Origin of the sequence: Microbispora sitophila, from assembly GCF_014892245.1 — a bacterium.
In the GTDB taxonomy this organism is placed as follows: domain Bacteria; phylum Actinomycetota; class Actinomycetes; order Streptosporangiales; family Streptosporangiaceae; genus Microbispora; species Microbispora siamensis.
On sequence record NZ_JADBGC010000005.1, the window covers coordinates 167,620 to 189,872 of the forward strand.

The 22,253-nt window shown below is 72.3% G+C and carries 15 protein-coding genes and 1 pseudogene; 10 read left to right on the plus strand and 6 right to left on the minus strand.

Annotated elements, in window-relative coordinates:
• Nucleotides 1–2: 2 nt before the first annotated feature.
• Nucleotides 3–731: a response regulator transcription factor gene (locus IL992_RS10960; protein ID WP_193203221.1), complete on the minus strand. Its 729-nt coding sequence runs from the start codon at nt 729–731 to the stop codon at nt 3–5.
• 149 nt (nt 732–880) lie between these two features.
• On the opposite strand from IL992_RS10960, the gene IL992_RS10965 reads away from it, so the two are divergent.
• The 3 genes from IL992_RS10965 to IL992_RS10975 are packed head-to-tail and all read left to right on the plus strand — an operon-like array spanning nt 881 to nt 3,605.
• Nucleotides 881–2,254 carry a ferredoxin reductase family protein gene (locus IL992_RS10965; RefSeq protein ID WP_319018476.1) on the plus strand — a complete coding sequence of 458 codons (1,374 nt, stop codon included), beginning with the start codon at nt 881–883 and terminating at the stop codon, nt 2,252–2,254.
• Between the two features lie 20 nt (nt 2,255–2,274).
• Nucleotides 2,275–2,871, plus strand: coding sequence for an FMN-binding protein (locus IL992_RS10970; protein ID WP_193203222.1), 597 nt, complete (start codon nt 2,275–2,277; stop codon nt 2,869–2,871).
• Nucleotides 2,868–3,605: an FAD:protein FMN transferase gene (locus IL992_RS10975; RefSeq protein WP_226872706.1), complete on the plus strand. Its 738-nt coding sequence runs from the start codon at nt 2,868–2,870 to the stop codon at nt 3,603–3,605. The genes IL992_RS10970 and IL992_RS10975 overlap by 4 nt, the downstream gene beginning before the upstream one ends.
• A gap of 51 nt (nt 3,606–3,656) precedes the next feature.
• On the opposite strand, the gene IL992_RS10980 is transcribed toward IL992_RS10975, so the two are convergent.
• Nucleotides 3,657–4,808, minus strand: coding sequence for an FAD-dependent monooxygenase (locus IL992_RS10980; RefSeq protein ID WP_193203223.1), 1,152 nt, complete (start codon nt 4,806–4,808; stop codon nt 3,657–3,659).
• Nucleotides 4,809–4,896: 88 nt separating this feature from the next.
• Here IL992_RS10980 and IL992_RS10985 point away from each other — a divergent pair, with 88 nt between their 5' ends.
• On the plus strand, nt 4,897–5,547 hold the full coding sequence (locus IL992_RS10985; RefSeq protein ID WP_193203224.1) for a TetR/AcrR family transcriptional regulator: 651 nt from the start codon (nt 4,897–4,899) through the stop codon (nt 5,545–5,547).
• A 191-nt stretch (nt 5,548–5,738) separates the two neighbouring features.
• Nucleotides 5,739–6,071 (plus strand): annotated as a pseudogene (locus IL992_RS48905) (substrate-binding domain-containing protein); the annotation flags it as partial.
• A gap of 91 nt (nt 6,072–6,162) precedes the next feature.
• Here the strand turns inward: IL992_RS48905 and IL992_RS10995 are convergent.
• Complete coding sequence (locus IL992_RS10995) at nt 6,163–7,587, minus strand: MFS transporter (RefSeq protein ID WP_319018477.1); 1,425 nt, start codon at nt 7,585–7,587, stop codon at nt 6,163–6,165.
• Complete coding sequence (locus tag IL992_RS11000; RefSeq protein WP_193203225.1) at nt 7,584–8,216, minus strand: nuclear transport factor 2 family protein; 633 nt, start codon at nt 8,214–8,216, stop codon at nt 7,584–7,586. The genes IL992_RS10995 and IL992_RS11000 overlap by 4 nt, the downstream gene beginning before the upstream one ends.
• Nucleotides 8,217–9,115: 899 nt before the next feature.
• Here IL992_RS11000 and IL992_RS11005 point away from each other — a divergent pair.
• Nucleotides 9,116–12,277 (plus strand): DEAD/DEAH box helicase, encoded by a 3,162-nt coding sequence (locus IL992_RS11005; RefSeq protein WP_319018478.1) that lies wholly within the window; start codon nt 9,116–9,118, stop codon nt 12,275–12,277.
• Complete coding sequence (locus tag IL992_RS11010; RefSeq protein ID WP_193203227.1) at nt 12,278–13,159, plus strand: SWIM zinc finger family protein; 882 nt, start codon at nt 12,278–12,280, stop codon at nt 13,157–13,159.
• Nucleotides 13,160–13,169: 10 nt separating this feature from the next.
• Here IL992_RS11010 and IL992_RS11015 read toward each other — a convergent pair whose 3' ends face one another.
• Nucleotides 13,170–14,099 carry a diacylglycerol/lipid kinase family protein gene (locus IL992_RS11015; RefSeq protein WP_193203228.1) on the minus strand — a complete coding sequence of 310 codons (930 nt, stop codon included), beginning with the start codon at nt 14,097–14,099 and terminating at the stop codon, nt 13,170–13,172.
• Nucleotides 14,100–14,228: 129 nt separating this feature from the next.
• Nucleotides 14,229–16,982, minus strand: a complete 2,754-nt coding sequence (locus IL992_RS11020; protein ID WP_193203229.1) for an immune inhibitor A domain-containing protein — start codon at nt 16,980–16,982, stop codon at nt 14,229–14,231.
• 197 nt (nt 16,983–17,179) lie between these two features.
• Here IL992_RS11020 and IL992_RS11025 point away from each other — a divergent pair, with 197 nt between their 5' ends.
• The 3 genes from IL992_RS11025 (at nt 17,180) to IL992_RS11035 (ending at nt 22,190) form a co-directional block, all read left to right on the plus strand.
• Nucleotides 17,180–18,532 (plus strand): FAD-binding oxidoreductase, encoded by a 1,353-nt coding sequence (locus IL992_RS11025; protein WP_319018479.1) that lies wholly within the window; start codon nt 17,180–17,182, stop codon nt 18,530–18,532.
• 51 nt (nt 18,533–18,583) lie between these two features.
• A complete protein-coding gene (locus IL992_RS46030) occupies nt 18,584–20,446 on the plus strand; it encodes a serine/threonine protein kinase (RefSeq protein ID WP_226872707.1) in 1,863 nt (620 codons plus the stop codon).
• A 145-nt stretch (nt 20,447–20,591) separates the two neighbouring features.
• A complete protein-coding gene (locus IL992_RS11035) occupies nt 20,592–22,190 on the plus strand; it encodes an acyl-CoA carboxylase subunit beta (protein WP_193203230.1) in 1,599 nt (532 codons plus the stop codon).
• The last annotated feature ends 63 nt before the right edge of the window (nt 22,191–22,253 follow it).

Genomic DNA, 22,253 nt, shown 5'->3' on the forward strand with positions numbered 1-22,253 from the left:
GGTCACGGCCGCAGGACGTATCCCACGCCCCGCACCGTGTGGATCAGCGGCCTGCGGCCGGCGTCGATCTTCTTGCGCAGGTAGCTGATGTACAGCTCGACCACGTGCGCCTGCCCGCCGAAGTCGTACGACCAGACGCGGTCGAGGATCTGCGCCTTGCTCAGCACCCGGCGGGGGTTGCGCATGAGGAAGCGCAGCAACTCGAACTCGGTCGGCGTGAGCTCGACCAGCTCACCGTCCCGGGTCACCTCGCGGGCGTCCTCGTCCATCACCAGGTCGCCCACCACCAGCCGGTCGCCCTCGGCGGTGCGCGCCATGCCGGCGCGGCGCAGCAGCCCGCGCAGCCGGGCGAGCACCTCCTCCAGGCTGAACGGTTTGGTCACGTAGTCGTCCCCGCCCGCCGTGATGCCCGCGATGCGGTCCTCCACCGCGTCGCGCGCGGTCAGGAACAGCACGCACACGTCCGGGGCCTCGGCACGCAGACGGCGCAGCACCTCCAGCCCGTCGAAGTCGGGCAGCATCACGTCCAGCAGCACCGCGTCGGGCTGGAACTCCCGTGCCTCCTGCACGGCCGACGTCCCGTCGCCCGCCGTACGCACCTCCCATCCCTCGTACTTCAGCACCGCGCCGAGGACCTCGACGAGGTCCGGTTCGTCGTCGACCACGAGGACGCGTACGGGGTTTCCGTCGGGGCGGACCAGTCCGGGCTGGTCGTTCGAAGTCTTACGCATGATGGTTACAGGGTCCTCCCCGCTCACCGGGCACACCCTGTGAGCCGCCTCAGAGAATCCTATGAATGGTCCGCAGATGCCCCGGTTCATAGGAAAACAAGAGGTTCGGTTGGCACGGTGGGTCGCGTGATGACGACGAGGAGACATCCGTGACCACGACATTCCCGGGGACAGCGGTGACGACCGGGCACGCTCGTCCGCAACGACGGAGCGTGCGCGCCCGCCCCGAGGCCGTCCTGGCGCTCATCGCCGCGGGCGTGGTCGCGGTCATCGGCATGTGGTGGGCGAACACGCCCGGCGTCGGGGGCTTCGACGACTGGCTGACGAACGCGGGGCGCATCACCGGGCTGCTCGCCGGATACGCGATCGCCGTGCTGCTGGCGCTGATGGCCCGGGTGCCCGCGCTGGAACGCGGCGTCGGCTCCGACCGGCTCGCCCGGTGGCACTCGATGGGCGGCCGCTACGTCGTGGGCCTGGCGGTGGCGCACATGCTGCTGATCATCTGGGGCTACGCGCTGACCGACCGCACCGACGTGGTGAGCGAGACGGTGACGCTGAACCTCACCTATCCCGACGTGCTGAAGGCCACCGTCGCACTGCTGCTCCTGGTGGGCGTCGGTGTCGTCTCCGCCCGGAAGATCCGCCCGAAGCTGCGCTACGAGACGTGGTTCCACCTGCACTTCTACACCTACCTGGCGGCGTGGCTGGCCTTCGGGCACCAGCTCGCCACGGGCGCGGAGTTCGCCGTGGCCCCGGTCGCCCGCACGTCCTGGTACGCCCTCTACTGGGGTGTCGCGGCGCTGATCGTGTGGTATCGCTTCCTCACGCCCGTACGGCTGGCCGTACGGCACCGCCTGAGGGTCTCCCGGGTGGTGCCGGAGGCTCCGGGGGTCGTCTCCGTGTACGTCACCGGGCGGCGCCTGGACCGGTTGCGGGCCGAGCCCGGCCAGTTCTTCCGCTGGCGGTTCCTGACCAGGGACCTGTGGTGGTCCCCCAACCCGTACTCGCTGTCCGCCCCGCCCGGCGCGAGCGAGATGCGGATCACGGTGAAGGACCTGGGCGACCAGAGCCGCTCTCTCGCCGGCCTGCGGCCCGGCACCCGGGTGCTCGCCGAGGGGCCGTACGGCGCGTTCACCGCGAGCGGGCGCCGGGCGCGCAAGGTGCTGCTGGTCGCGGGCGGCGTCGGCATCACGCCGCTGCGCGCGCTGTTCGAGTCGGTGCCGGCCGCCCCCGGCGACCTGACCCTCCTCTACCGCGCGCGCGACGAACGGGACCTGGTGTTCCGCGCCGAGCTCGAGGAGATCGCCACGGCGCGCGGCGCGACCCTGCACTACTGCGTCGGCCCCCGGGCCGTGATCGGCGACCCGTTCACGCCCGCGACGCTCGTCGGGCTGGTGCCCGGCCTGCCCGGCCACGAGGCGTACGTGTGCGGGCCGGCCGAGATGACGAGCGCCGTCACCGCCGCCCTGCGGGCCGCCGGGATGCCGAAGCGCCGCATCCACCACGAATCGTTCGAGTTCTGATCACCCTGGATGGGAGTTCCATGCGCAGAGCCATTCTGGCCGTGCTCGCGACCGCCGTCGGTCTCGTGCTGCTGCTGTCCTTCAAACCGCACGAGGTGACCTCGCTGGCCGAGCGTCCGGCCGCCGTCACCCAGGGCGGGGACTCCGGCGACGGCGACCGCGTCCCCGGTGAGGAGGGAGCCGGGCAGGGCCCGGGCGACGGATTCTTCGGCCACGGCCACGACGAGTTCGGCGGCGGGAACGGGGACCGCTTCGGCGAGGGCTCCCCGGACTCCTCGGGTTCCTCGGGTTCCGGGTCGGCGTGGACCGGGCAGGGCGCCACCGCGGGCGCCACCAGCGGCGAGAAGACCGTCACCGGCGACTCCGCCGACACCCGCTGGGGACCTGTGCAGGTGCAGATCGTGATCTCCGGCGGGAAGCTGGCCGGGATCAAGGTGCCGGTGGCTCCCGCGAACAACCGCCGCGACCTCGAGATCAACAACGAGGCGCTGCCGATCCTGAACGAGGAGGCGCTGTCGGCGCAGTCCGCCCAGATCGACACGGTCTCCGGCGCCACCTACACCAGCGACGGGTACATCCGCTCCCTGCAGAGCGCGCTCGACAAGGCCGGCCTTTGACCCGCCACGTCGAGCACGTGATGGGCACCGTCTTCTCCTTCGACGTACGCCGCTCCGACGGACGCCACGCCGACGCCGAGCCGTGTGTCGCGGAGGCGGTGGCCTGGCTGCACCACGTCGACGAGGTCTTCTCGACCTACAAGCCGGACAGCCCGGTCAGCCGGCTGGGCCGGGGCGAGATCACCCTGGCCGACTGCCCGCCTGAGGTGGCCGACATCCTCCGCATGTGCGAATCGGTGAGCGACCGGTCGCACGGATACTTCACCGCCTACCCCGGGGGCCGGCTCGACCCTTCGGCCATCGTCAAGGGATGGGCGGTCGAACGGGCCTCCGCCATGCTGCGCGAGGCGGGCGTGCCGGACCACTGCGTGAACGGCGGCGGGGACGTGCGGCTGTCCGGCTCGGCGGGCCCCGGCCGTTCCTGGCGGGTCGGCGTCGCCCACCCGCTCCGCCCGGGAGACCTGGCCGCCGTGGTGTCGGGCAACGACCTCGCCGTCGCCACCTCGGGCACCGCGGAGCGCGGGGCGCACGTCGTCGACCCTCACACCGGCAGGCCCGCGACCGCGCTGGCCTCGGTGACGGTCGTCGGGCCGGACCTCGCCCTGGCCGACGCGTACGCCACCGGCGCCTTCGCCATGGGCGGTGCCGCCCGGGAGTGGGTGGAGGAACTGGACGGCTACGAGGCCTTCGCCGTCACCGCCGCCGGCGCCACCTGGCGGACGTCCGGCCTCTGACGGGACGACGCGCGGGTTCTGCCCGGTGGCGGCCGCCGCCCTCACCCGCCCTCAGGACGCGAGGGCGTGCCTGAGGCGTGTGGCGGCGGCCATGGCCGGCCACAGGCGGGTGGCCAGGTTCCGGGCGAGGATGCCGCCTCGCGTCGCGGGGACCAGGAGGGCCGACGCCTGCGCGACGTTGCGCTGCTTGGGGTCCACCAGGCGCCGGTGCGCGGCCTCGTACGCGCGGAAGGCCGCCCCGGGGTCGCCGGAGTGGGCGGCCAGTGCCTCGGCGAGGGTGAACGCCCCCGCCATGGCCAGGGTGGAGCCGTCCCCGAACAGCGACACGCAGGAGGCGGCGTCGCCGAGGAGCGCGACGCGGCCCTTCCACCAGCGGGGCAGGCGCACCTGGCTGACGGAGTCGAAGTAGAGGTCGTCGGCGGCGCGTACGCGTTCGAGAAGTTCCGGCGCCCGCCAGGACACGTCCGCGAAGGCGTCGGTCAGCATCCGCTTGTGCTGCTCGGTGTCGCGGTGGTCGAAGCCGGGCTCCTCGGGGCTCCGGTAGAGGAAGAACGCGACCGCGGGCCTGGGATTGACGGCGATCGCCTTGCCGGGCGTGTTGTGCATGAGGATGTCCCGGCCGGCCCCGGCCGCTCCGTCGCCGAGCGGCATCGTCGCGACGTACAGCCCCATGTGGCGCACGAGCCCGCTCTGCGGCGTCCCCGTCTCCTGGCCGAACGTGAGGCGCCGCGTCACCGAGTGCAGGCCGTCGGCCCCGATCACCAGATCGAAGCGGCGAGGGGCGGCGCGTTCGAAGGTGACGTCCACCCCGTGCTCGTCCTGGCCGAGCGCCGTGACGGAGTCGTCGAAGAGGAACTCGGCGTGGTCGCGGCTCGCCTCGTAGAGGATCGACGCGAGGTCGCCGCGCGGCACCTCGACCTCGTCCGGCCGCTGCACCGCGCGCATGTCCATCCGGCCGGCCTGTCTGCCCGCCGCGTCGACGAAGCTGACCCCGGTCGTGCCGGTGGCGGCCCGGCGCAGCCGGGGCATGACGCCCATCCGTTCCGCGACCGTGACGGCCGGCCCTCTGACGTCCACCGGGTTGCCGCTGGACCGGGGCTTCCCCCCGCGTTCCACGACCGTGACCCGGAATCCGTGCCCGGCCAGCCAGTAGGCCAGCGTCGGCCCCGCGATCCCGGCCCCCGAGATCAACACTGTGCTCATGACGTACCCCCTAACCGGAAGATTTTCCTCCGCATAAACGACGGTATCCTAACCGGAGGAAAATCGTCCAGATCCCGCTCGAAGAGAGGTGGCAGTGGAGAAGGGGCTGCGCGCCGACGCGCGCCGCAACCGGGACCTGATCGTCGCCGCGGCCCAGGAGCTGTTCCTGGAGCAGGGCGTCGACGTGCCGCTGGAGGAGGTCGCCCGCCGGGCCGGCGTGGGCGTCGGCACGCTCTACCGCCGCTTCCCGGACCGGGACGCGCTGCTCCGGGCGGTCGGCGAGGAGAGCCTGCGCCGCCTGGTGGACCTGGCGGAGACGGCCTGGCGCGAGGAACCGGACGCCTGGCACGCGCTGTGCCGTTTCCTGCGCGGCTCGGTCGCCCTGCGGCTGGGCGTGCTGCCGGCGAAGCTCGAACCGCACCTGCATCAGCGGATGCGCGTCGGCCCCGACCTCCACGAGATGCGGCAGCGGGTGATCGCCACCGTCCTGCGGATGATCGAACGGGCGCAGGCGGACGGCGCGCTGCGCGCCGACGTCGGCCCCGGCGACATCGCCGTCCTGATGACCCTGAACGTCTACACGCCACCGGCCCTGCCCGGCGAGCCGGCCATGGCGCGCGTGGTGGAGATCATGCTGGACGGCCTGCGCGCCGACCGGGGATCGCCCCTCCCCGGAACTCCGCTCGACGGCGACGATCTGCGCCGCTACACCGCCGTACGGATCCCGCCCACCGAGTGACGCTCGGGGGGACGCCTCCTCCGGAAGGGAATGCCGCGCGATCATGCGGCGCATCATCACGGCGTGGCGAGCGAGACGGCGCGGATGTTCGCCTCCGACTTCGCCGGAACTGTCGAAGGTGTCCCGCAAGCGCGGCATCCTGCCGAAGACGGTCAGACGCGGCCTCGGCGGCCTTTCGGGGCCTTGGCGGTGTGCTGCGCGTCGGATTCACCGCCTCATGGTCCGGTGCCCTCATCGTGCGGGCGTCGGAGGCGTTCAACCAGCGCCATCCCCGATTCACCGTCGAGCTGCAGGAAGTGACGTACGACCAGGCCATCGCGGCGTTGCAGAGTGGGGACATCGACCTTCTGGTCGCCGAGCCTCCCGTCGAAGATCCGGCCATCACCGTGGGCCCCGTCCTGTTCTCCGAACCCCGCGCCCTCGTCGTGCCCGCCGACCACCCCTTGGCGACACAGGAAACGGTGTCGCCGGAGGACCTTTCGGTCCTGCCGCTGATCACGGCTGCCGGGGTGTCCCGCGCCTGGCGCGACGCCTTCTTCCCCTGCCGCACCCCCCAGGGCCGCCTCATCCGGCACGGGCGCCGCCGGAACGGGGAGGGCCGGCCAGCGGCATGTCTTACGCCTCGGTGTCCCCGTGCCCGCCCCGCGGCAGGGTCAGTGTCGTGCCCGCCGTCAGGACGAGCCCGGCCGCCGCGAGCAGCATGCTCCATCGCATTCCGGCGAGGAACGTGTCCGCCCCCGCCAGCAGCGCCCCGAAGACTGCCACCGCGATCGCTCCGCCGACCTGGCGGCCGGTGTTGAGCACGGCGGAGGCGGTGCCCGCCCGGTCCGCGGGCACCGCGTCGAGGAGCATCGCGGTCAGCGCCGGCACCGTCAGCGCCCCGCCGAGGCCGACCGGCACCATCAGCGCCGCCACCGCCCACACGTTGGTGTGCGCGCCGACGGTGAGCAGCGCCACCAGCCCGGCCACCCCGATCAGCTGTCCCGCCACCATGGGCACTCGCGGGCCGAACCGCCCGGCCAGCTTCGCCGAGGCGAGGTTCACCAGGGCGACCAGTGCCGTCATCGGTATGAACATCAGGCCCGCGTGCAGAGCCGTCTGCCCGCGCTCCTGCTGCAAGTACAGGCTGAAGACGAACACCCCGCCGTAGTAGGCGGCATTGAGCATGAAGCCGACCACCATGGACACCGCCACCACCCGCGAGCGGAACAGCGGCAGCGGGAGCATCGGGTGCGCGTTCCTGGCCTGCGCGATGAGGAAGGCGACTGCCGCGGCCACGGCCACCAGCAGCGACACCACCACGAGCGGCCGGCCGAAGCCCTTGTCGCCGCCCTCGATCACGCCGTAGGTCAGCGCGCCCATCGCGACCACCGCCGTCACCTGCCCGGCCACGTCCAGTCGGGCGGGCAGCCGCGGGGAGGCCGGCACGCGCGAGAGCAGGGCGAGCGCCAGCAGACCTGCGGGGAGGTTGACGAAGAAGATCCACCGCCAGCCCACGGAGGCAGTGAGTGCTCCGCCGAGCACCGGCCCGGCCGCCACCGCGGCCGCGCCGCCCACGGTCCAGATGGCGATCGCCCTCGCCCGCTTCGCCTGGTCCGGGAAGCCCTGCCGGACCAGCGCCAGCGACGCCGGCATCATCACGGCCGCCGCGCCCCCCTGCACCAGCCGCGCCGCTACCAGCACGCCGAGGTTGGGCGCGAGCCCGCACGCGGCCGAGGTCAGCGCGAAGAGCACCAGCCCGCCGCCGTACGCCTGTCGGGCCCCGATGCGGTCGGAGAGGGCGCCTGCGGAGAGCATCAGGGCGGCGAATATCAGCGTGTATCCGTCCACCACCCACTGCAGGCCCGACATCCCGCCGCCGAGGCCGCGGCCGATGTCGGGCAGCGCGACAGTGACGATGAGCGCGTCCAACGAGATGAGGAAGAAGCCCAGCAGAGCGGCTCCCAGGACCACAGGGGATCCGCCGCGCGCCGCCTCCGGCGCGGCGCCCGCGGTGGCCTCGGCGCCGGCGGCCGGGGAGGACTTGAGCAGGGGTTTCACCAAGGCACTCCTGAGACGTTCGTGTAGATGTGCAACCGAGATCGGAGGTCAGGGGCGACCGCTGACATGTCGGCTGGCAGCGGGAGCACCCTGGCGCGGTGAAGTGAGGGGACCCGGACGGCGCGGGCCCCGCCGCCCGACGTGAGGCGTGGGCAGCGGGCTGCCTGTGCCGGCAGGTCCTTGTTGCCGTCACCCCACGTCGCCGTCATCACCACGGAGTTGATCAGCCATCGACCGCCGGTCCGTGCCGATTCCCAGCGGTAGTCGCCGCCGAGTGTCCACAGCGGAGCCCCATGGGGGGTGGTGAGGCGGTGGGTGGCCTGGAAGGAGGCGGTGCACACGGCACGGTCCCCTTCGACTTCGACCAGGTGGTTGGCGATCAGGTGCTGGGTGGCGTCATAGCCGCCGAGCGTCGCCGACCAGGCATCGACGATCTCCTGAGGAGTGAGCCGGACCGGTTCGCCGCCGTTGAGGCTGGTGTAGTCGAGGAGCACATCGTCGGCGAACAACCTGCGCAGGGACCCCCATTCCCGGCGGTCCGCGTGAACGGCCATCCGGGTGCAGGTTTCCGCGACCTCGATCCTGGTCTCGGCCGGGGACGGCGCGGCGGCCTCGAAGGACTCGGACATGGCGAAGGGACTCCTGTCGGGGCGACGAAGTAGGTGTGGGTGCGAGGTGTTCACAGCGTGCGGGCGAAGTGCTCGGCCGCCGCGTCCACGGCGAAGTCGACCTGGGGTGACTGGTCGTAGAAGTCGAACTGAGTGCCCTCGGTCCACAGGAAGTGCCTGGGCCCTGCGAGGTTGTCGTGGAAGCGGCGGGCGCCGTCCGGGATGGCGGCCGGGCCAGTCGCTCGGCGTACCGGTCGGCCATCTGTTCCTTGACGCTGGTCCAGGTTCCGGCGACCACGACACCCGCCACCGGGGCGGCGTCGTCAGTGCCCGCGGCATCGGGCAGAAAGAGGTGACCGGCGAGCTTCGCCGCATCACCGGCGAAGGTCACCTGTTCACGTAGGGGCATGTCGGGACTCCTCCAGAGCAGGAAGGGGTGCGGCCAGGCCGACGATCGACCGCCGCGCGACGGGCAGCTGAGCAGGCCGCATTCGATGGACGAGCAGCATCTCCTGCGCGCCCCCCGACACGCTGGCAGCTACCGCTCCGGCCCGACAACGCCCAATGTCTCAAGACACGTTTAGCGCGGCTAAACAGCCTCGGCCGGGCTTCGGCGCTCGCCCGCGCCGAACCACAGCTCGGCATGCCTTTCCGCGCGGCTGGACCGTCGAGGTCGCCGCTTCCTGGGGCAACGTGGTCGGATTCACGGGCTACACCACCATGCCCGAGCGGGGCCGCGGCGCCTGATGCGGTTCCGCTCCGGCCATGCGAGGGCGGAGCGTTGTCCACAGGCGCGGCGGGAGCGGATCGGGAGCCCCGTTTCCGCTGCTAGCGTTCCGGATGGCGGGAGGAGACGGCGTGCTCGTGATACACGTGGCCTGCGACAGCGGGCGGCTCGCACTCCGGGCGAAGGAGACGGCGTGCTCGTGATCCACGCCGCCTGGAACGGCGGGAAACTCGTGCTCTGGGCGGAGGAGACGGCCGGCGCGGAGCCGGTGGCCTCCCGCGCCGAGGTGCGCCCCCACCCCTTCGCCGCCCCCGCGACCACCCTCGCCGCCGAGCTGTCGCGCTGGGGGGACGCCGCGGCCGAGGCGGCAGGCAAGGCCGTGTCCGGCGAGGCGGTGCTGCTGCTGCCGAGTTCGGCGACGAGTCCCCTTCCCTCGCCGGAGACCGGTCTGCGAATCACCGCGCGGCGCCCGAGGATCAGTCCGTGGCGGGTGCCCGCGCTGCTGGTCGAGCCGGGGCCCGCGCTGCGGCTGCTGACGGGGGCGTTCGAGCCGCCGCCCGCCGCCGGGCCGTCCCTGCGCTATCTCGCGATCGTCGCCGCCCACGCCCGCGACCTGGTGCGGCGCGGCCGGGTGCTGCCCCAGCTCGTCGCGGAGGACGGCGGCTACGCGGCACGCTGGCGGCCGGTGTTGACCGGCGCGCACGCCGACCGCGTCCGCGAACTCGCCGCCGCCATGCCGCCGGTCTGCCGTGCCGTGGGCGAGGAGCGGCCGTCCGCCCATGTGCTGATCGAGGCGCTTGCGGGTCTCGCCGACGCCGCCGTACGGCAGGCGCTGCCGGAGCGCCTGCTCGGCGGGCACCGTCCCGGGTCGCGCAGCCCCCTGGCCGACCGGTGGACGGTGGCGCTCACCGGGGACACGGCGGCCCTTCCCGGCGCGCGCCGGGAGGAGGCGGAGGCGCTGGCCCGGCCGCTGGAGGACTGGTTCAGGGCGGCCCACCAGCTCGACGGCCCGGTCAAGGTGTGCTTCCGCCTCGTCGAGCCCCTCCTGGCCGAGGAGCAGCCGGGCCACGAGGCGACCGCGAGCCCGGGGGCGGCAGACGACGCCGCGGCCCAGGCGGAGCCGCTAGCCCGGGCAGACATCAGGACCCAGGCGGGCACCACGGCCGCTGCGGATACCGCATCGCACAGGGACGCCGCGGCCGGAGCGGGCGCGGCGGGCTGGCGGGTCGAGTTCGCCCTCCAGTCTGCCGAGGACCCGAGCCTCTACGTGCCCGCTCCCCTCGTCTGGGCGGGCGAGACCGTGCCCGGCCTGCCCGGGCGGCCGGACGAGACGCTGCTCGCCGGCCTGGGCCGGGCGGCCCGTCTCTACCCGAGGATCGACGAGGCGCTCCGGGAGGCCCGGCCGGCGCACGTCGGTCTCGACGTGGAGGGGGCCTTCCACTTTCTCCGGCACGCCGCGCCCCTCCTCCAGTCGGCCGGGTTCGGTGTGCAGCTGCCCGCGTGGGCGGGCCGCGCCCGGCTCGGCCTGAAGCTCACCGCACGGTCCCGCTCCGGGCCGGGCGCCGCCGCCGACCAGGGGTTCGGGCTGGCGCAGCTCGTGGACTTCCGGGCCGAGCTGGCCGTCGGCGACGAGACGATCAGCGAGGCGGAGCTGGCCGAGCTGGCCCGGCTCAAGGTGCCGCTGGTCCGGCTGCGCGGGCAGTGGGTCGAGCTGGACGCCCGGCAGCTCGGGGCCGCGCTGAAGGCGGTGGAGCGCCGCGGTTCGGGACAGATGACGATCGGCGAGGTCATCCAGGAGGTGGTCCACGGCGGGGACGACGAGCTTCCGCTCGTGGAGGTGGACGCCGACGGCCTGCTCGGCGACCTGCTGTCCGGCGAGGCCGACCGCCGTCTCGAACCCGTCGCGACCCCGGCCGCCTTCCACGGCACGCTGCGGCCCTACCAGGAGCGGGGCCTTGCCTGGCTCAGCTTCATGTCCCAGATCGGACTCGGCGGCATCCTCGCGGACGACATGGGCTTGGGCAAAACCGCCCAGACGCTTTCACTCCTAATGAAAGAGCGCGAGTCGGGCGAGCGGGCCGGGGCGACGCTGCTGGTGTGCCCGATGTCGCTGCTCAGCAACTGGCAGAAGGAGGCCGCCCGCTTCGCGCCCTCGCTGGACGTCTACCTCCATCACGGCACGGGCCGCCTGCGCGGCGAGGAACTGGCCGAGCGGATCGGTGGGGCCGACCTCGTCCTCACGACGTACGGCACGGCGTTGCGCGACCGCGACGCCCTGGCCGGGTTCACCTGGGCCAGGGTCGTGTGCGACGAGGCCCAGGCCATCAAGAACGCCGCCGCCCGGCAGGCCCAGGCGGTGCGCTCGCTGCCGGCGCGGACGAGGCTGGCGCTGACCGGCACACCGGTCGAGAACCATCTGGCCGAGCTGTGGTCGATCATGGAGTTCTGCAACCCCGGCCTGCTCGGATCGGCGAGGGCCTTCCGCGACCGCTACCAGGAGCCGATCGAACGGCGGGGTGACGAGACGGCGACCGCCGCGCTCAAGCGGGCCACGGGCCCGTTCGTGCTCCGGCGCCTCAAGACCGACAAGACGATCATCTCAGACCTCCCGGACAAGATGGAGATGAAGGTCTGGTGCACGCTCACCCCTGAGCAGGCGAGCCTCTACCAGGCGGTGGTCGAGGACATGATGGACAGGATCGCCGGAAGCGAGGGCATTGAGCGGCGCGGGAACGTCCTCGCGGCGATGACCAGGCTCAAGCAGGTCTGCAACCATCCCGCCCACCTGCTCAAGGACGGCTCCCGGCTGACCGGCCGGTCGGGGAAGCTGGCCCGGCTGGAGGAGCTGGCCGAGGAGATCCTCAGCGAGGGCGACAAGGCGCTGGTCTTCACGCAGTACGCCGAGTTCGGCTCGATGCTGCAGCCCTACCTGGCGGCGCGTCTCGACCGCCCGGTGCTGTGGCTGCACGGCGGGCTGCCGAAGAAGACGCGTGACGCGCTGGTGGAGCGGTTCCAGACCGAGGACGAACCGATGATCTTCCTGTTGTCGCTCAAGGCCGCCGGCACCGGGCTCAACCTCACCGCCGCCAGCCACGTCGTGCACGTGGACCGGTGGTGGAACCCGGCCGTGGAGAACCAGGCCACCGACCGGGCCTTCCGCATCGGGCAGACCCGCAACGTGCAGGTCAGGAAGTTCATCTGCGCGGGGACGCTGGAGGAGCGGATCGACGAGATGATCGAGCGCAAGAAGGCCCTGGCCGAGAGCGTCGTCGGGACGGGCGAGGACTGGATCGCCGGGCTGTCCACCGCGGAGCTGCGCGAGCTGTTCCGCCTGTCCCCCGAGGCGGTGAGCTGAATGCCGGTCGGGCGGGACGGCTGGTTCGAGGCCGCGCGGCCCATCAGGGTCGAGGGCGGCATCAAGGCGCGCTCGAAGCGGGGGTCCATCGGCGAGCGGTGGTGGTCGCGGCGCTTCATCGACATCCTGGAGCGTGTCTGCGACGCGGGCAGGCTGAGCCGGGGGCGCGCGTACGCGCGACGGGGCCAGGTGCTCGACCTCGACCTCGGTCCCGGCCTGGTGAAGGCCCGGGTGCAGGGCTCGCGCCCGACGCCGTACGACGTGAGCGTGCGGATCACGGCGTACGGCGCGCGGGAGTGGGCGGGGCTGGTCGAGGCGCTGGCCGCGCAGGCACTCCACCGGGCCAAGCTGCTCGCCGGGGAGATGCCGCCGGAGATCGAGGACGTCTTCTCCGGGTGCGGGCTGCCGCTGTTTCCCGGCGAGCGCGGCCTGGACATGGCCTGCTCCTGTCCCGACTGGGGCTTCCCGTGCAAGCATCTGTCGGCCGTGCTCTACCTGCTGGCCGAGGCGTTCGACGACGACCCGTTCCTGGTGCTGGCCTGGCGGGGCATGGCCAGGGACGCGCTGCTCGACGCCCTCCGCGCCACCGGCGAAGGCGGCCACGGCGGCGACGTTCAGGGTGGGCCTGGCGGCGGGATACCCGGGCTTCTCGACGTGGCCGACGTCCCGTTCGCCGATCGGGTCGGCGACTTCTACGAGTCCGGCGCCTCACCGGCCCGCCTCGGCCCGCCGGCCGACCCCGGGTCGCCTCCCGACCTGCTGCTGCGCGCGCTGGACCCGCCGCAGGTCAAGGCCAGGCACATCCCGCTGCTCGACCTGCTGCGGCCCGCGTACCGGACCCTCGCGGCCCAGGGGAACGAGGAGAACGAGGGGGCCGAGTAGGGGGCAGCGGTCAGGTGTCCTCGAAACTCTGCGGAACCATCACCCGCACGCCGTTCGGGATGGTCCTGAGCACGAGCGGCGTGCGCAGCCGCACCTCGCCGTCGATGTCGGCCGCCATCGGCGGGTCGGTCTCCAGGAGCATCTCCTGGCCGGTCACGAACGGCCCGCCAGCGAGACTGGTCCACTTGCCGGTGGTCGCCCGCACGAGGGTTTCCCCGAGCAGGCGCAGCCGCTTGCCGGAGCCGAGCTGGTAGGCCACCAGCTTGCGGTTGTCGATGCTGACGTCCCTGGCGATCTGCCAGCCGCCGTGGAAGCGGCCGTTGGCGATGTTGAGCTGGTGGGTCAGCAGCTCGTGACGTTTGCCGTCCACCGTGATGTAGGCGCGGAACGGACGGTGCCTCGGCAGGATCGTGAGCGCGGTCAGCGGGTAGGCCGCCCGGCCGAGCATCCGCTTGAGCCACGGCTTGACGGTGCCCGCCACCTCGACCGAGACGCCGAAGCTCGCGAGGTTGGCGAAGGGCCGGTCGCCGCAGACGCCGAGATCGATGTCGGCCACCTTGCCCTCGGTGAACACGCCGATCGCCCCGGCCAGGTCGAGCGGCAGCCCGAGGCTGCGGGCGAAGTTGTTGGTGGTGCCGAGCGGCAGCACGCCGAGGGCGACGTCGCGGCCCGCCACGTGCCTGACCGAGCTGCTCAGCGTGCCGTCGCCGCCGCCGACGACGAGCAGGTCGGGGCCGGAGTCGAGCGCGCGGGTCAGGATGTCGCGCAGCCGCGAGGGGTCGGTCACGGGGTGGACGCCGGTGAGCCGGAAGTCCCGCTCCTTCAGCAGCCGCAGCACCTCGGCGTAGTGGCGGCGGCCTCGCCGGGACTTCGTGTTCACGACGACGGCGGCCCTCCGCTCGCGGTGGATTGCCGCCGTGTGATCCGCCTTGCTCCGCACGCTCACATGCTAGGGGCCGCCGGGCGCGGGCGCGCATTCCGCGGAACCCGCACATGAGTGTGCCCGGCTGCCGTCCGGAGCGGACGGCGGCCGGGCACGGAGACCACGTGCTCTACGAGCCGGTGGCGGTTACTTCTTCGCCGGAGTGATCTGGACGATCGCCCCCATGTTGGCCGGCAGCGGGCTGATCAGCTTGATCTGCACGCCGAGCTGCTTGCCCTCGTCGCCGGGGTTGCCGGTGCCGAGGATCGCGCCGCCGATGTCGGTGCCGTACAGCTCCGTCGCCGGGGTGCCGTCCGCGTGGACGATCCGGGTCGAGTACGGCTGGTTGTCCTTGGACGGGACGACGGCCGAGGAGTCACGCTGACGGTAGTACAGGCTGCCGTCGCGGACCTCCAGGCCGGGATACCAGCCCTTGGCGTCCGTGAACGTCGTGACCGCGGCCTGCTTGCCGAACGAGGTGCAGTACTCGGTGAACGGCTCGCCCTCGACGCACTCCTTGAACGGGTAGGTGCCGACGAAGTTGAACGCCGCGTTGGACGACTGCGGGCGGGACTGCAGGTTCTTCAGCGTGCTCGGGTCGTGCGCGGCCGCCTCACCCGTACGGCGCAGCGGGTCGAAGTGCGAGTCCACGATGAGGAGCTCGCCCTTCGGGCCCACCGACGGCAGGTCGAACGTGCGGCCCGAGACGTCGTTGTTGGCCACGGAGGTGTCGCGGTACCAGACGAGGAGGCCGGGAGCGTTGTACTTGACCTTCTCGACCTTCCACGCGCCGTCGCGCAGCCAGGTCGTGTCGTAGGCGTACTGCAGGCCCTTGTCGAACCCGTCGAAGTTGCGCCACTCGGCCAGGTAGTACTGCGCCGCCTGCTCCTGCCCGGAGTGGATGACCCAGCCGGCGCCGGTGGTGTCGGTGAACGTGCCCTTGGCGGTCGTCCAGCCGTTGGCGCCGCCCTCGACGTCGTCGGTCCAGACCGCGGTGGCGCCGTTGTTCAGCGAGAAGTCGTCGTTGAACCAGCCGCGCTGCACGGACGCCGCGTCCGTGGCGTAGCGCAGGCGGATCTGGACGGACTTGCCCGCGAACGGCGCGAGGTCGACGTACAGGTGGTGCCAGCCGCCGCTCTCACCGGTGAGGCCGTACTTCTTGCCGCCGTAGTCCTTCAGGCGGCCGTTGGGGTCGGTGTAGTCGTCGCCGGTGCTGGCGAGGCTGCCGTCCTCGTTGTAGATCTTCTGCTCGGTCCAGGTGGCGCCGCCGTCGGCGGAGATCTCGAAGAAGCCGAAGTCCCAGTCGGCCTCGATGCCCCAGTCGCTCCACCACCAGAACTTCGCGTCCGGACCGGCCGGGACGTCGACGGTCCTGCTCAGCTTGTTGTCGGCCCAGTCCTGGTCGCTGTTGGACCACCACAGGTTCGATCCGCTGTGCGGGGTGGACATGATGTTCAGCTTGTCCGGCAGGTTGATCCGGACGCCGTCCTCGGTGCCCTTCGGCGTACGCGAGGTCTGGCCGACCGCCACGAGCTGGTTCTTGCCGCCCGGCTCGATGATCTTGGGGTTGGCCCAGCCGAGCACCCACTTGTCCCACAGGCCCATGTGGGTGGGCAGGGACTGGAAGATCGGCCCGGAGTGCGAGCCGCTCGACATCAGGTCCCAGAAGTCGACGTCGGAGTCGCCGGCGCCGGTGGTGTCGTACAGGTCCGGCAGGCCGAGGTCGTGGCCGTACTCGTGGGCGAACACGCCGACGCCGGAGTCCTCGGGCTGGAGGATGTAGTTGGAGATCTTCACGTTCGTGCCCGGGACCGTGTAGCCGCCGGCCACGTCGCTGGAGTGGGCCCACAGGGCCATCGTGCCCTCGGCGCCGCCGCCGCCCGACTTGTCCTCGCCGGCGTGGATCAGCACGAGATGGTCGACGACGCCGTCGGGCTCGTCGTAGTTGCCGTCGCCGTCGGCGTCGGAGGTGTCCTCCACGTCGTAGTCCGCCCACGGGAAGTTCGGGTTCGACTTCACGAGCGCGTCGACCGCGTCGACCGCCAGCTGGGCGGCGCCGCGCGGGTTGTCCGGGTGGCCGGTCATGTCCTGCGGGTAGGTGTGGCACTTGCCCGCGCCGTACCAGGCCTCGGAGTGCGGGACCTTGATCCAGCCGACGGCCTCACCGGTGACGGTGTAGGCGCCCTTCGACATCTCCTCGTACATGTTCTTCATGGTGGAGCCGGAGATGTCGATGCCCTTCTTGCCGTCCCGGGGGTCGGTCAGGTCCGGGCGGACCCGGGTCGTGATCCCCTTGGAGGTGTAGAGCATGTTGTTGTAGTGGGCCGTGTTGAAGTCGGCCACCCACATGGAGTTGTTGTCCTTGCCCCCACCGCCCGCGGTGGCGGGGTTGGGGATCTTGTTGTGCAGCGGGCCGTTCAGCTTGGTGCCCGGCGGCTCGGTCACGCAGTCGTCGACGTCGTCGATCGTCTTCGGGTGCGACCAGCCGGAGAAGTCGTCGTTGGCCTGGTCGTTGAACTCGACCAGCAGCGTGAGGAGCTTGGCGGTCCGGGTCGTCTTCGCCTTCTTGTAGATGAAGTCGAAGGGGTTCTTCCCGGTCCTGATCGCCTGCTTCTCGTGCTTGGCCAGCACACGTGCCGCGACCGGGTTGCCGCTCGCGAACTTGTGGTCGACGGCCTGCGCCAGGGCCGCGGTGCGCTTGGCGCCCTTGGCCGGGACCTTCTCCTCGGTCGTGGTGAAGTCGCCCTGCACGCGCGGCGGCGCGTAGTTGATGTAGTGGTCCTTGGCGGAGGGCTGGTAGCCCGCCGTGGGCGCCGCAGCCGCACCGGCCGCCGCCAGACCTCCTGCCGCCAGCCCGAGCGCGGGCACGATCGCGGCGAGACGCCGGATTCTTCTGGACAACGAGATCCCTTCCCGTCCGGGTTCCCCGGACACCCATGCACGGCGCGCCGGGATGAGCGCGCATGCGGGACCTTAAACGAGGGGGTAAAGGGCGGGTAAAGAGGCAACCGGCATGGTTGTCAAAATGTGATCTGTACCGAAAACCGTTAATAATTCCGGATGGCACCCGATACCGAACCGTGCCGTAAAGTCCAGACGTGACCGAGCTGACCTCCGCGCTCGCCGCGGCGCTGCCGGACGGGCGAGTCCTCACCGATCCCGACGTCATCGACTCGTACGCCAGAGACCGCACGTTCGTGCCGCCGGGCAGGCCGCTCGGCGTGGTGCTCGCGCAGTCGCGCGACGACGTCGTGGCCACGATGCGCTGGGCGAGCGAGCACCGGGTGCCGGTGGTTCCGCGCGGCGCCGGCACCGGGCTCGCCGGCGGGGCGACGGCCGTGGACGGCTGCGTCGTGCTGTCCCTCGCGCGGATGACCGCGATCCGCGAGCTGTCGCCGCAGGACGAGATCGCGGTCGTGGAGCCCGGCGTCATCACCGCCGACCTCGACCGGGCGGCCCGCGAGCACGGCCTGATGTACGCCCCCGACCCCTCGTCGTACGAGATCTCGACCATCGGCGGCAACCTGGCGACCAACGCGGGCGGCCTGCGGTGCGTGAAGTACGGCGTGACCCGCGACTCGGCGCTGGGCCTGGAGGTCGTGCTGGCCGACGGGCGGGTGCTGAACACCGGCCGCCGGACCATGAAGGGCGTGACCGGCTACGACCTGACCGGCCTGTTCGTCGGCTCGGAGGGCACGCTCGGCGTGATCACGGCCGCGACGGTGCGGCTGCGGCGGGCGCCGCTCGAGATGGCCACGGTCGCCGCCGAGTTCACCTCGCTGCGTGACGCCGCGGCGGCCGTGTCGGCGATCGTCGCCGCGGGCTGCCAGCCGTCGATGCTCGAACTGATGGACCGCACGACCCTGCAGGCCATCGACGACTGGAAGAACATCGGGCTGGAGCCGTCCACCAGGGCGATGCTCATCGCCCAGGCCGAGGGCTCGGCGGACGAGATGGCCGCCCGGATGGCGGACCTGTGCGGAGCCGCGTCGTTCGTCGCGGTCTCGTCCACGCCGGAGGAGGCCGCCGAGCTCATCGGCATCAGGCGCCTGGCCTACCAGGCCAAGGAGCGACTGGGCCAGTGCCTGGTGGAGGACGTGTGCGTGCCCCGCTCGGCGCTCCCCGAGATGATCACCACGATCGAGGAGGTGGCGGCCCGGCACGGCGTGATGATCGCGACGGTCGCCCACGCGGGGGACGGCAACGTGCACCCGGTGTTCGTGTTCGACCGCGGCCTCGCCGAGCCGCCGGAGGAGGTCTGGGCCGCGGCCGACGAGGTCTTCCGCGCCGCGCTCGACCTCGGCGGGACACTCACCGGCGAACACGGTGTCGGCCTGCTGAAGAAGCGCTGGCTCGGCCTGGAGACCGGCCCGGTGGCCGCTGAACTGCACCAGGGCATCAAGCAGGTGTTCGACCCGCTGAACATCCTCAACCCCGGTAAGGCGATCTGACCACTGGTAGCGTTTGGTGCCATTGTCAGGTTGCAGGGGTAATCGGGGGCGATGGTGGCGTTAGAGGCTGGGGATCCCGACCGCCTGGGCCCGTTCACGCTCGTCGACCGGCTCGGGGAGGGCGGCCAGGGGGTCGTCTTCCTCGGGCGCGGCCCGGCGGGCGAGCAGGTCGCGATCAAGTTGCTGCACACCCGGCTGACGGCCGATCCCGAGGCACGGGAGCGGTTCCTGCGCGAGGTCGCGCTGGCGCAGCGGGTCGCGCCCTTCTGCACGGCCCCCGTCCTGTACGCCGACCTCGCCGGCAACCAGCCGTTCATCGTCAGCGAGTTCGTGTCCGGGCCGTCGCTGCGGCAGCTCGTGGACCGGGAGGGGCCGCGCCGGGGCGCCGCGCTCGAACGGCTCGCCATCAGCACGGCGACGGCGCTGGCCGCCATCCACCGGGCGGGGATCACCCACCGCGACTTCAAGCCGGCCAACGTCCTGATGGGCCCCGAGGGCCCGGTCGTCATCGACTTCGGGGTGGCCAGGGCGCCCGACTCGCCCCAGTCCACCGCGACCGGCGCGTCCATCGGCACACCCGCCTACCTGGCCCCCGAGGTGCTCTCGGGCGGCACGGCGGGCGCGTCCGCCGACATGTTCGCCTGGGGCGTCACGATGGTGTTCGCCGCCACCGGCAGGCCCGCCTTCGGAGCGGACTCGATTCCCTCGGTGATCACCCGGATCCTGCACGCGCAGCCCGACCTGGGCGACCTCGGGGCGCCGCTGCGGGACATCGTCGCCGCCTGCCTGTCCAAGGACCCCGCGCTGCGCCCCTCGGCCGAGGCGGTGGTCGCGCGGCTCACCGGGCAGCCCACCGTGCCTGTACGGCCCGCCGCCGCAGCGCCTGCGCCCGCACCGCACCCGCCCGCGCCGGGACCGCAGGCCCCCGGGCCCGGGCCGCAGGTGCCCCCGGCAGGACCGCGGGGCGCCGCACCGCATGGCCCCGTGCCGGGCCATCAGGGTCCCGCGCCGGCGCCCGGCCCGCACGCACCCGCACCGGGACCTCGGGGTGCCGGAGCGCCCACGCCGCCCGTGCGGCGCGGGCCCGGCCCCGACAGGTCGAGGCCGCGGCGGCCGGTGCTGACGTGGACGGCGGCCGGAATCGGGGTGTCGGCCCTCGCGGCGGCGGCCTTCCTCGTGCCGACGTGGGTGTCCACCCAGCAGATCTCCTCCGAGGACGCCCTCGGCCCCACCGCGTCGCCCACGGTGACGGCGTCCCAGGACGACGAACTGCCCATCCCGCAGCCGTCCGAGCTGGTCACCGCCCCCGCGCGGCCCAAGACCAGGAAACCCTCGCCGAGTCCGGCGGCACGGCGGCCCAGCGTCAGCGCGAAACCGCCCGTCTCCCCCACGCACACCCGCCGGTCGCAGCCGTCGCCCTCCCACGCGGTCCCGACCCCGGCCAAGCCCAGTCCCGCCCCCAAGACCACTCCGTCCGCGAAGGCCACGACGGCGCCACCCAAGGCCACCCCGGCGCCGACGAAGACCACCACGGCGCCCAGGCCCAGCGCGACGGCGACGGCCACCCCGACGAAGACCGCGGCGCCCAAGCTCAACCCCTACACCGCCAAGGGCGTGTGCGGCAGCGGCTACGCCGTCGTCGACTCGCACTCCTACGGGCAGGCGACGACGTACCTGCTCTACAACTCGTCCAACGGCTACAACTGCGTGATCACCATGTCGAAGTACGTCGTGCCCGGGAAGATCAAGATGAGCGCCGTGCTCAAGGTCCAGAACGGCTCGTCGGCCGCCGACTCCGGCTCCTACACGACCTACGCGGGGCCGCTCCGGCTGCCGGCCAAGGGCAAGTGCGTCATCTGGGGCGGCGGCTACGGCACCGCCGCCTGGAGCAGCACGTGGTCACACTGTGGCTGATCGCCAGGGCTGATCGTTGAGGCTGATCGTTGGGGCTGATTGAGGACGTCGGGGCCGGCTCAGACGGAGCCGGACCCGGCTCGTTGACGTGACGGCGGCTCACCACGGAGGATCATCAGGTGACAGAACTCGGTTCGGTGGTGCCATGACAGTGCTCGTGAGCCGGCTGGACACCTCCAGCGGCGAGTACGGCACGCGGCGCGAGGCCATGCTGGCGAAGCTCGCCGAGCTCGAGGCCGAGCACGCCAAGGCCGTCGCCGGAGGCGGGCCGAAGTACGTCGAGCGGCACCGGGAGCGCGGCAAGCTGCTCCCCCGCGAGCGGATCGAACTGCTCGTCGACTCCGACTCGCCGTTCCTGGAGCTGTCCCCGCTGGCGGCTTGGGGCACCGAGTATCCCGTCGGCGCGAGCGTCGTGACCGGCATCGGGGTGATCGAGGGCGTCGAATGCGTCGTCACGGCCAACGACCCGACCGTACGCGGCGGCGCGTCCAACCCCTGGACGCTGCGCAAGACGCTGCGCGCCGCCGAGATCGCGCTGCGCAACCGCATGCCGTACGTGAACCTGGTGGAGTCGGGCGGTGCGGACCTGCCGTCGCAGAAGGACATCTTCATCCCCGGCGGCCAGGTCTTCCGCGACCTGACCCGGCTGTCGGCCGAGGGCGTCCCGACGATCGCGCTGGTCTTCGGCAACGCCACCGCGGGCGGCGCGTACGTGCCGGGCCTGAGCGACCACGTCGTCATGGTGCGGGAGCGGGCCAAGGTGTTCCTCGGCGGCCCGCCCCTCGTGAAGATGGCGACCGGCGAGGAGTCCGACGACGAGTCGCTGGGCGGCGCGGAGATGCACGCGCGGGCCTCCGGGCTGGCCGACCACCTCGCCGCCGACGAGTACGACGCGCTGCGGATCGGCCGCCGCATCGTGCGGCGGCTCGGCTGGCGCAAGACCGGGAACGTTCCGGCCTCCGGCTACTCGGCACCGCGGTACGACGAGGACGAACTGCTGGGGATCGTGCCGGAGGACCTGAAGGTCCCCTTCGACCCCCGCGAGGTCCTGGCCCGGGTGGTGGACGGCAGCGACTTCGACGAGTTCAAGCCGCTCTACGGGCCGAGCCTGGTCACCGGGTGGGCGAGCGTCCACGGCCACCCGGTCGGGGTCCTCGCCAACGCCAGCGGCGTGCTGTTCGGCGCGGAGTCCCAGAAGGCCGCCCAGTTCATCCAGCTCGCGAACCAGTCGCGTACGCCGCTGGTCTTCCTGCAGAACACCACGGGGTACATGGTCGGCAGGGAGTACGAGCAGAGCGGCATCATCAAGCACGGCGCCCTGATGATCAACGCGGTGGCCAACTCGACCGTGCCGCACATCACGATCGTCATGGGCGCCTCCTACGGCGCGGGCAACTACGGGATGTGCGGGCGGGCCTACGACCCCCGCTTCCTGTTCAGCTGGCCGAGCGCCAAGTCGGCCGTCATGGGACCGGCCCAGCTCGCGGGCGTCATGTCGATCGTGGGCCGGGCCGCCGCGCAGGCGCGGGGGCAGGTCTACGACGAGGAGGCCGACGCGGCGATGCGCGCGGCGGTCGAGGCGCAGATCGAGTCGGAGTCGGCGGCGTTCTTCCTGTCCGGTCGGCTGTACGACGACGGGGTCATCGACCCCCGCGACACCCGTACGGTGCTCGGGCTGTGCCTGTCGGCGGTGGCGGGAGCGCCGGACCCCGGCCGGGCCGGCTACGGCGTCTTCCGGATGTGACCGGCATGCTCATCGGCACCGTGTTCATCGGCACCGTGTTCACGCAGATCGACGGGGGTGAGA

Coding starts and splice junctions, on each gene's coding strand:
- IL992_RS11010 (WP_193203227.1), top strand. CDS start 12,278: ATGCCGGTCGGGCGGGACGGCTGGTTCGAGGCCGCGCGGCCCATCAGG.
- IL992_RS10960 (WP_193203221.1), bottom strand. CDS start 731: ATGCGTAAGACTTCGAACGACCAGCCCGGACTGGTCCGCCCCGACGGA.
- IL992_RS46030 (WP_226872707.1), top strand. CDS start 18,584: ATGGTGGCGTTAGAGGCTGGGGATCCCGACCGCCTGGGCCCGTTCACG.
- IL992_RS10970 (WP_193203222.1), top strand. CDS start 2,275: ATGCGCAGAGCCATTCTGGCCGTGCTCGCGACCGCCGTCGGTCTCGTG.
- IL992_RS11035 (WP_193203230.1), top strand. CDS start 20,592: ATGACAGTGCTCGTGAGCCGGCTGGACACCTCCAGCGGCGAGTACGGC.
- IL992_RS11000 (WP_193203225.1), bottom strand. CDS start 8,216: ATGTCCGAGTCCTTCGAGGCCGCCGCGCCGTCCCCGGCCGAGACCAGG.
- IL992_RS10980 (WP_193203223.1), bottom strand. CDS start 4,808: ATGAGCACAGTGTTGATCTCGGGGGCCGGGATCGCGGGGCCGACGCTG.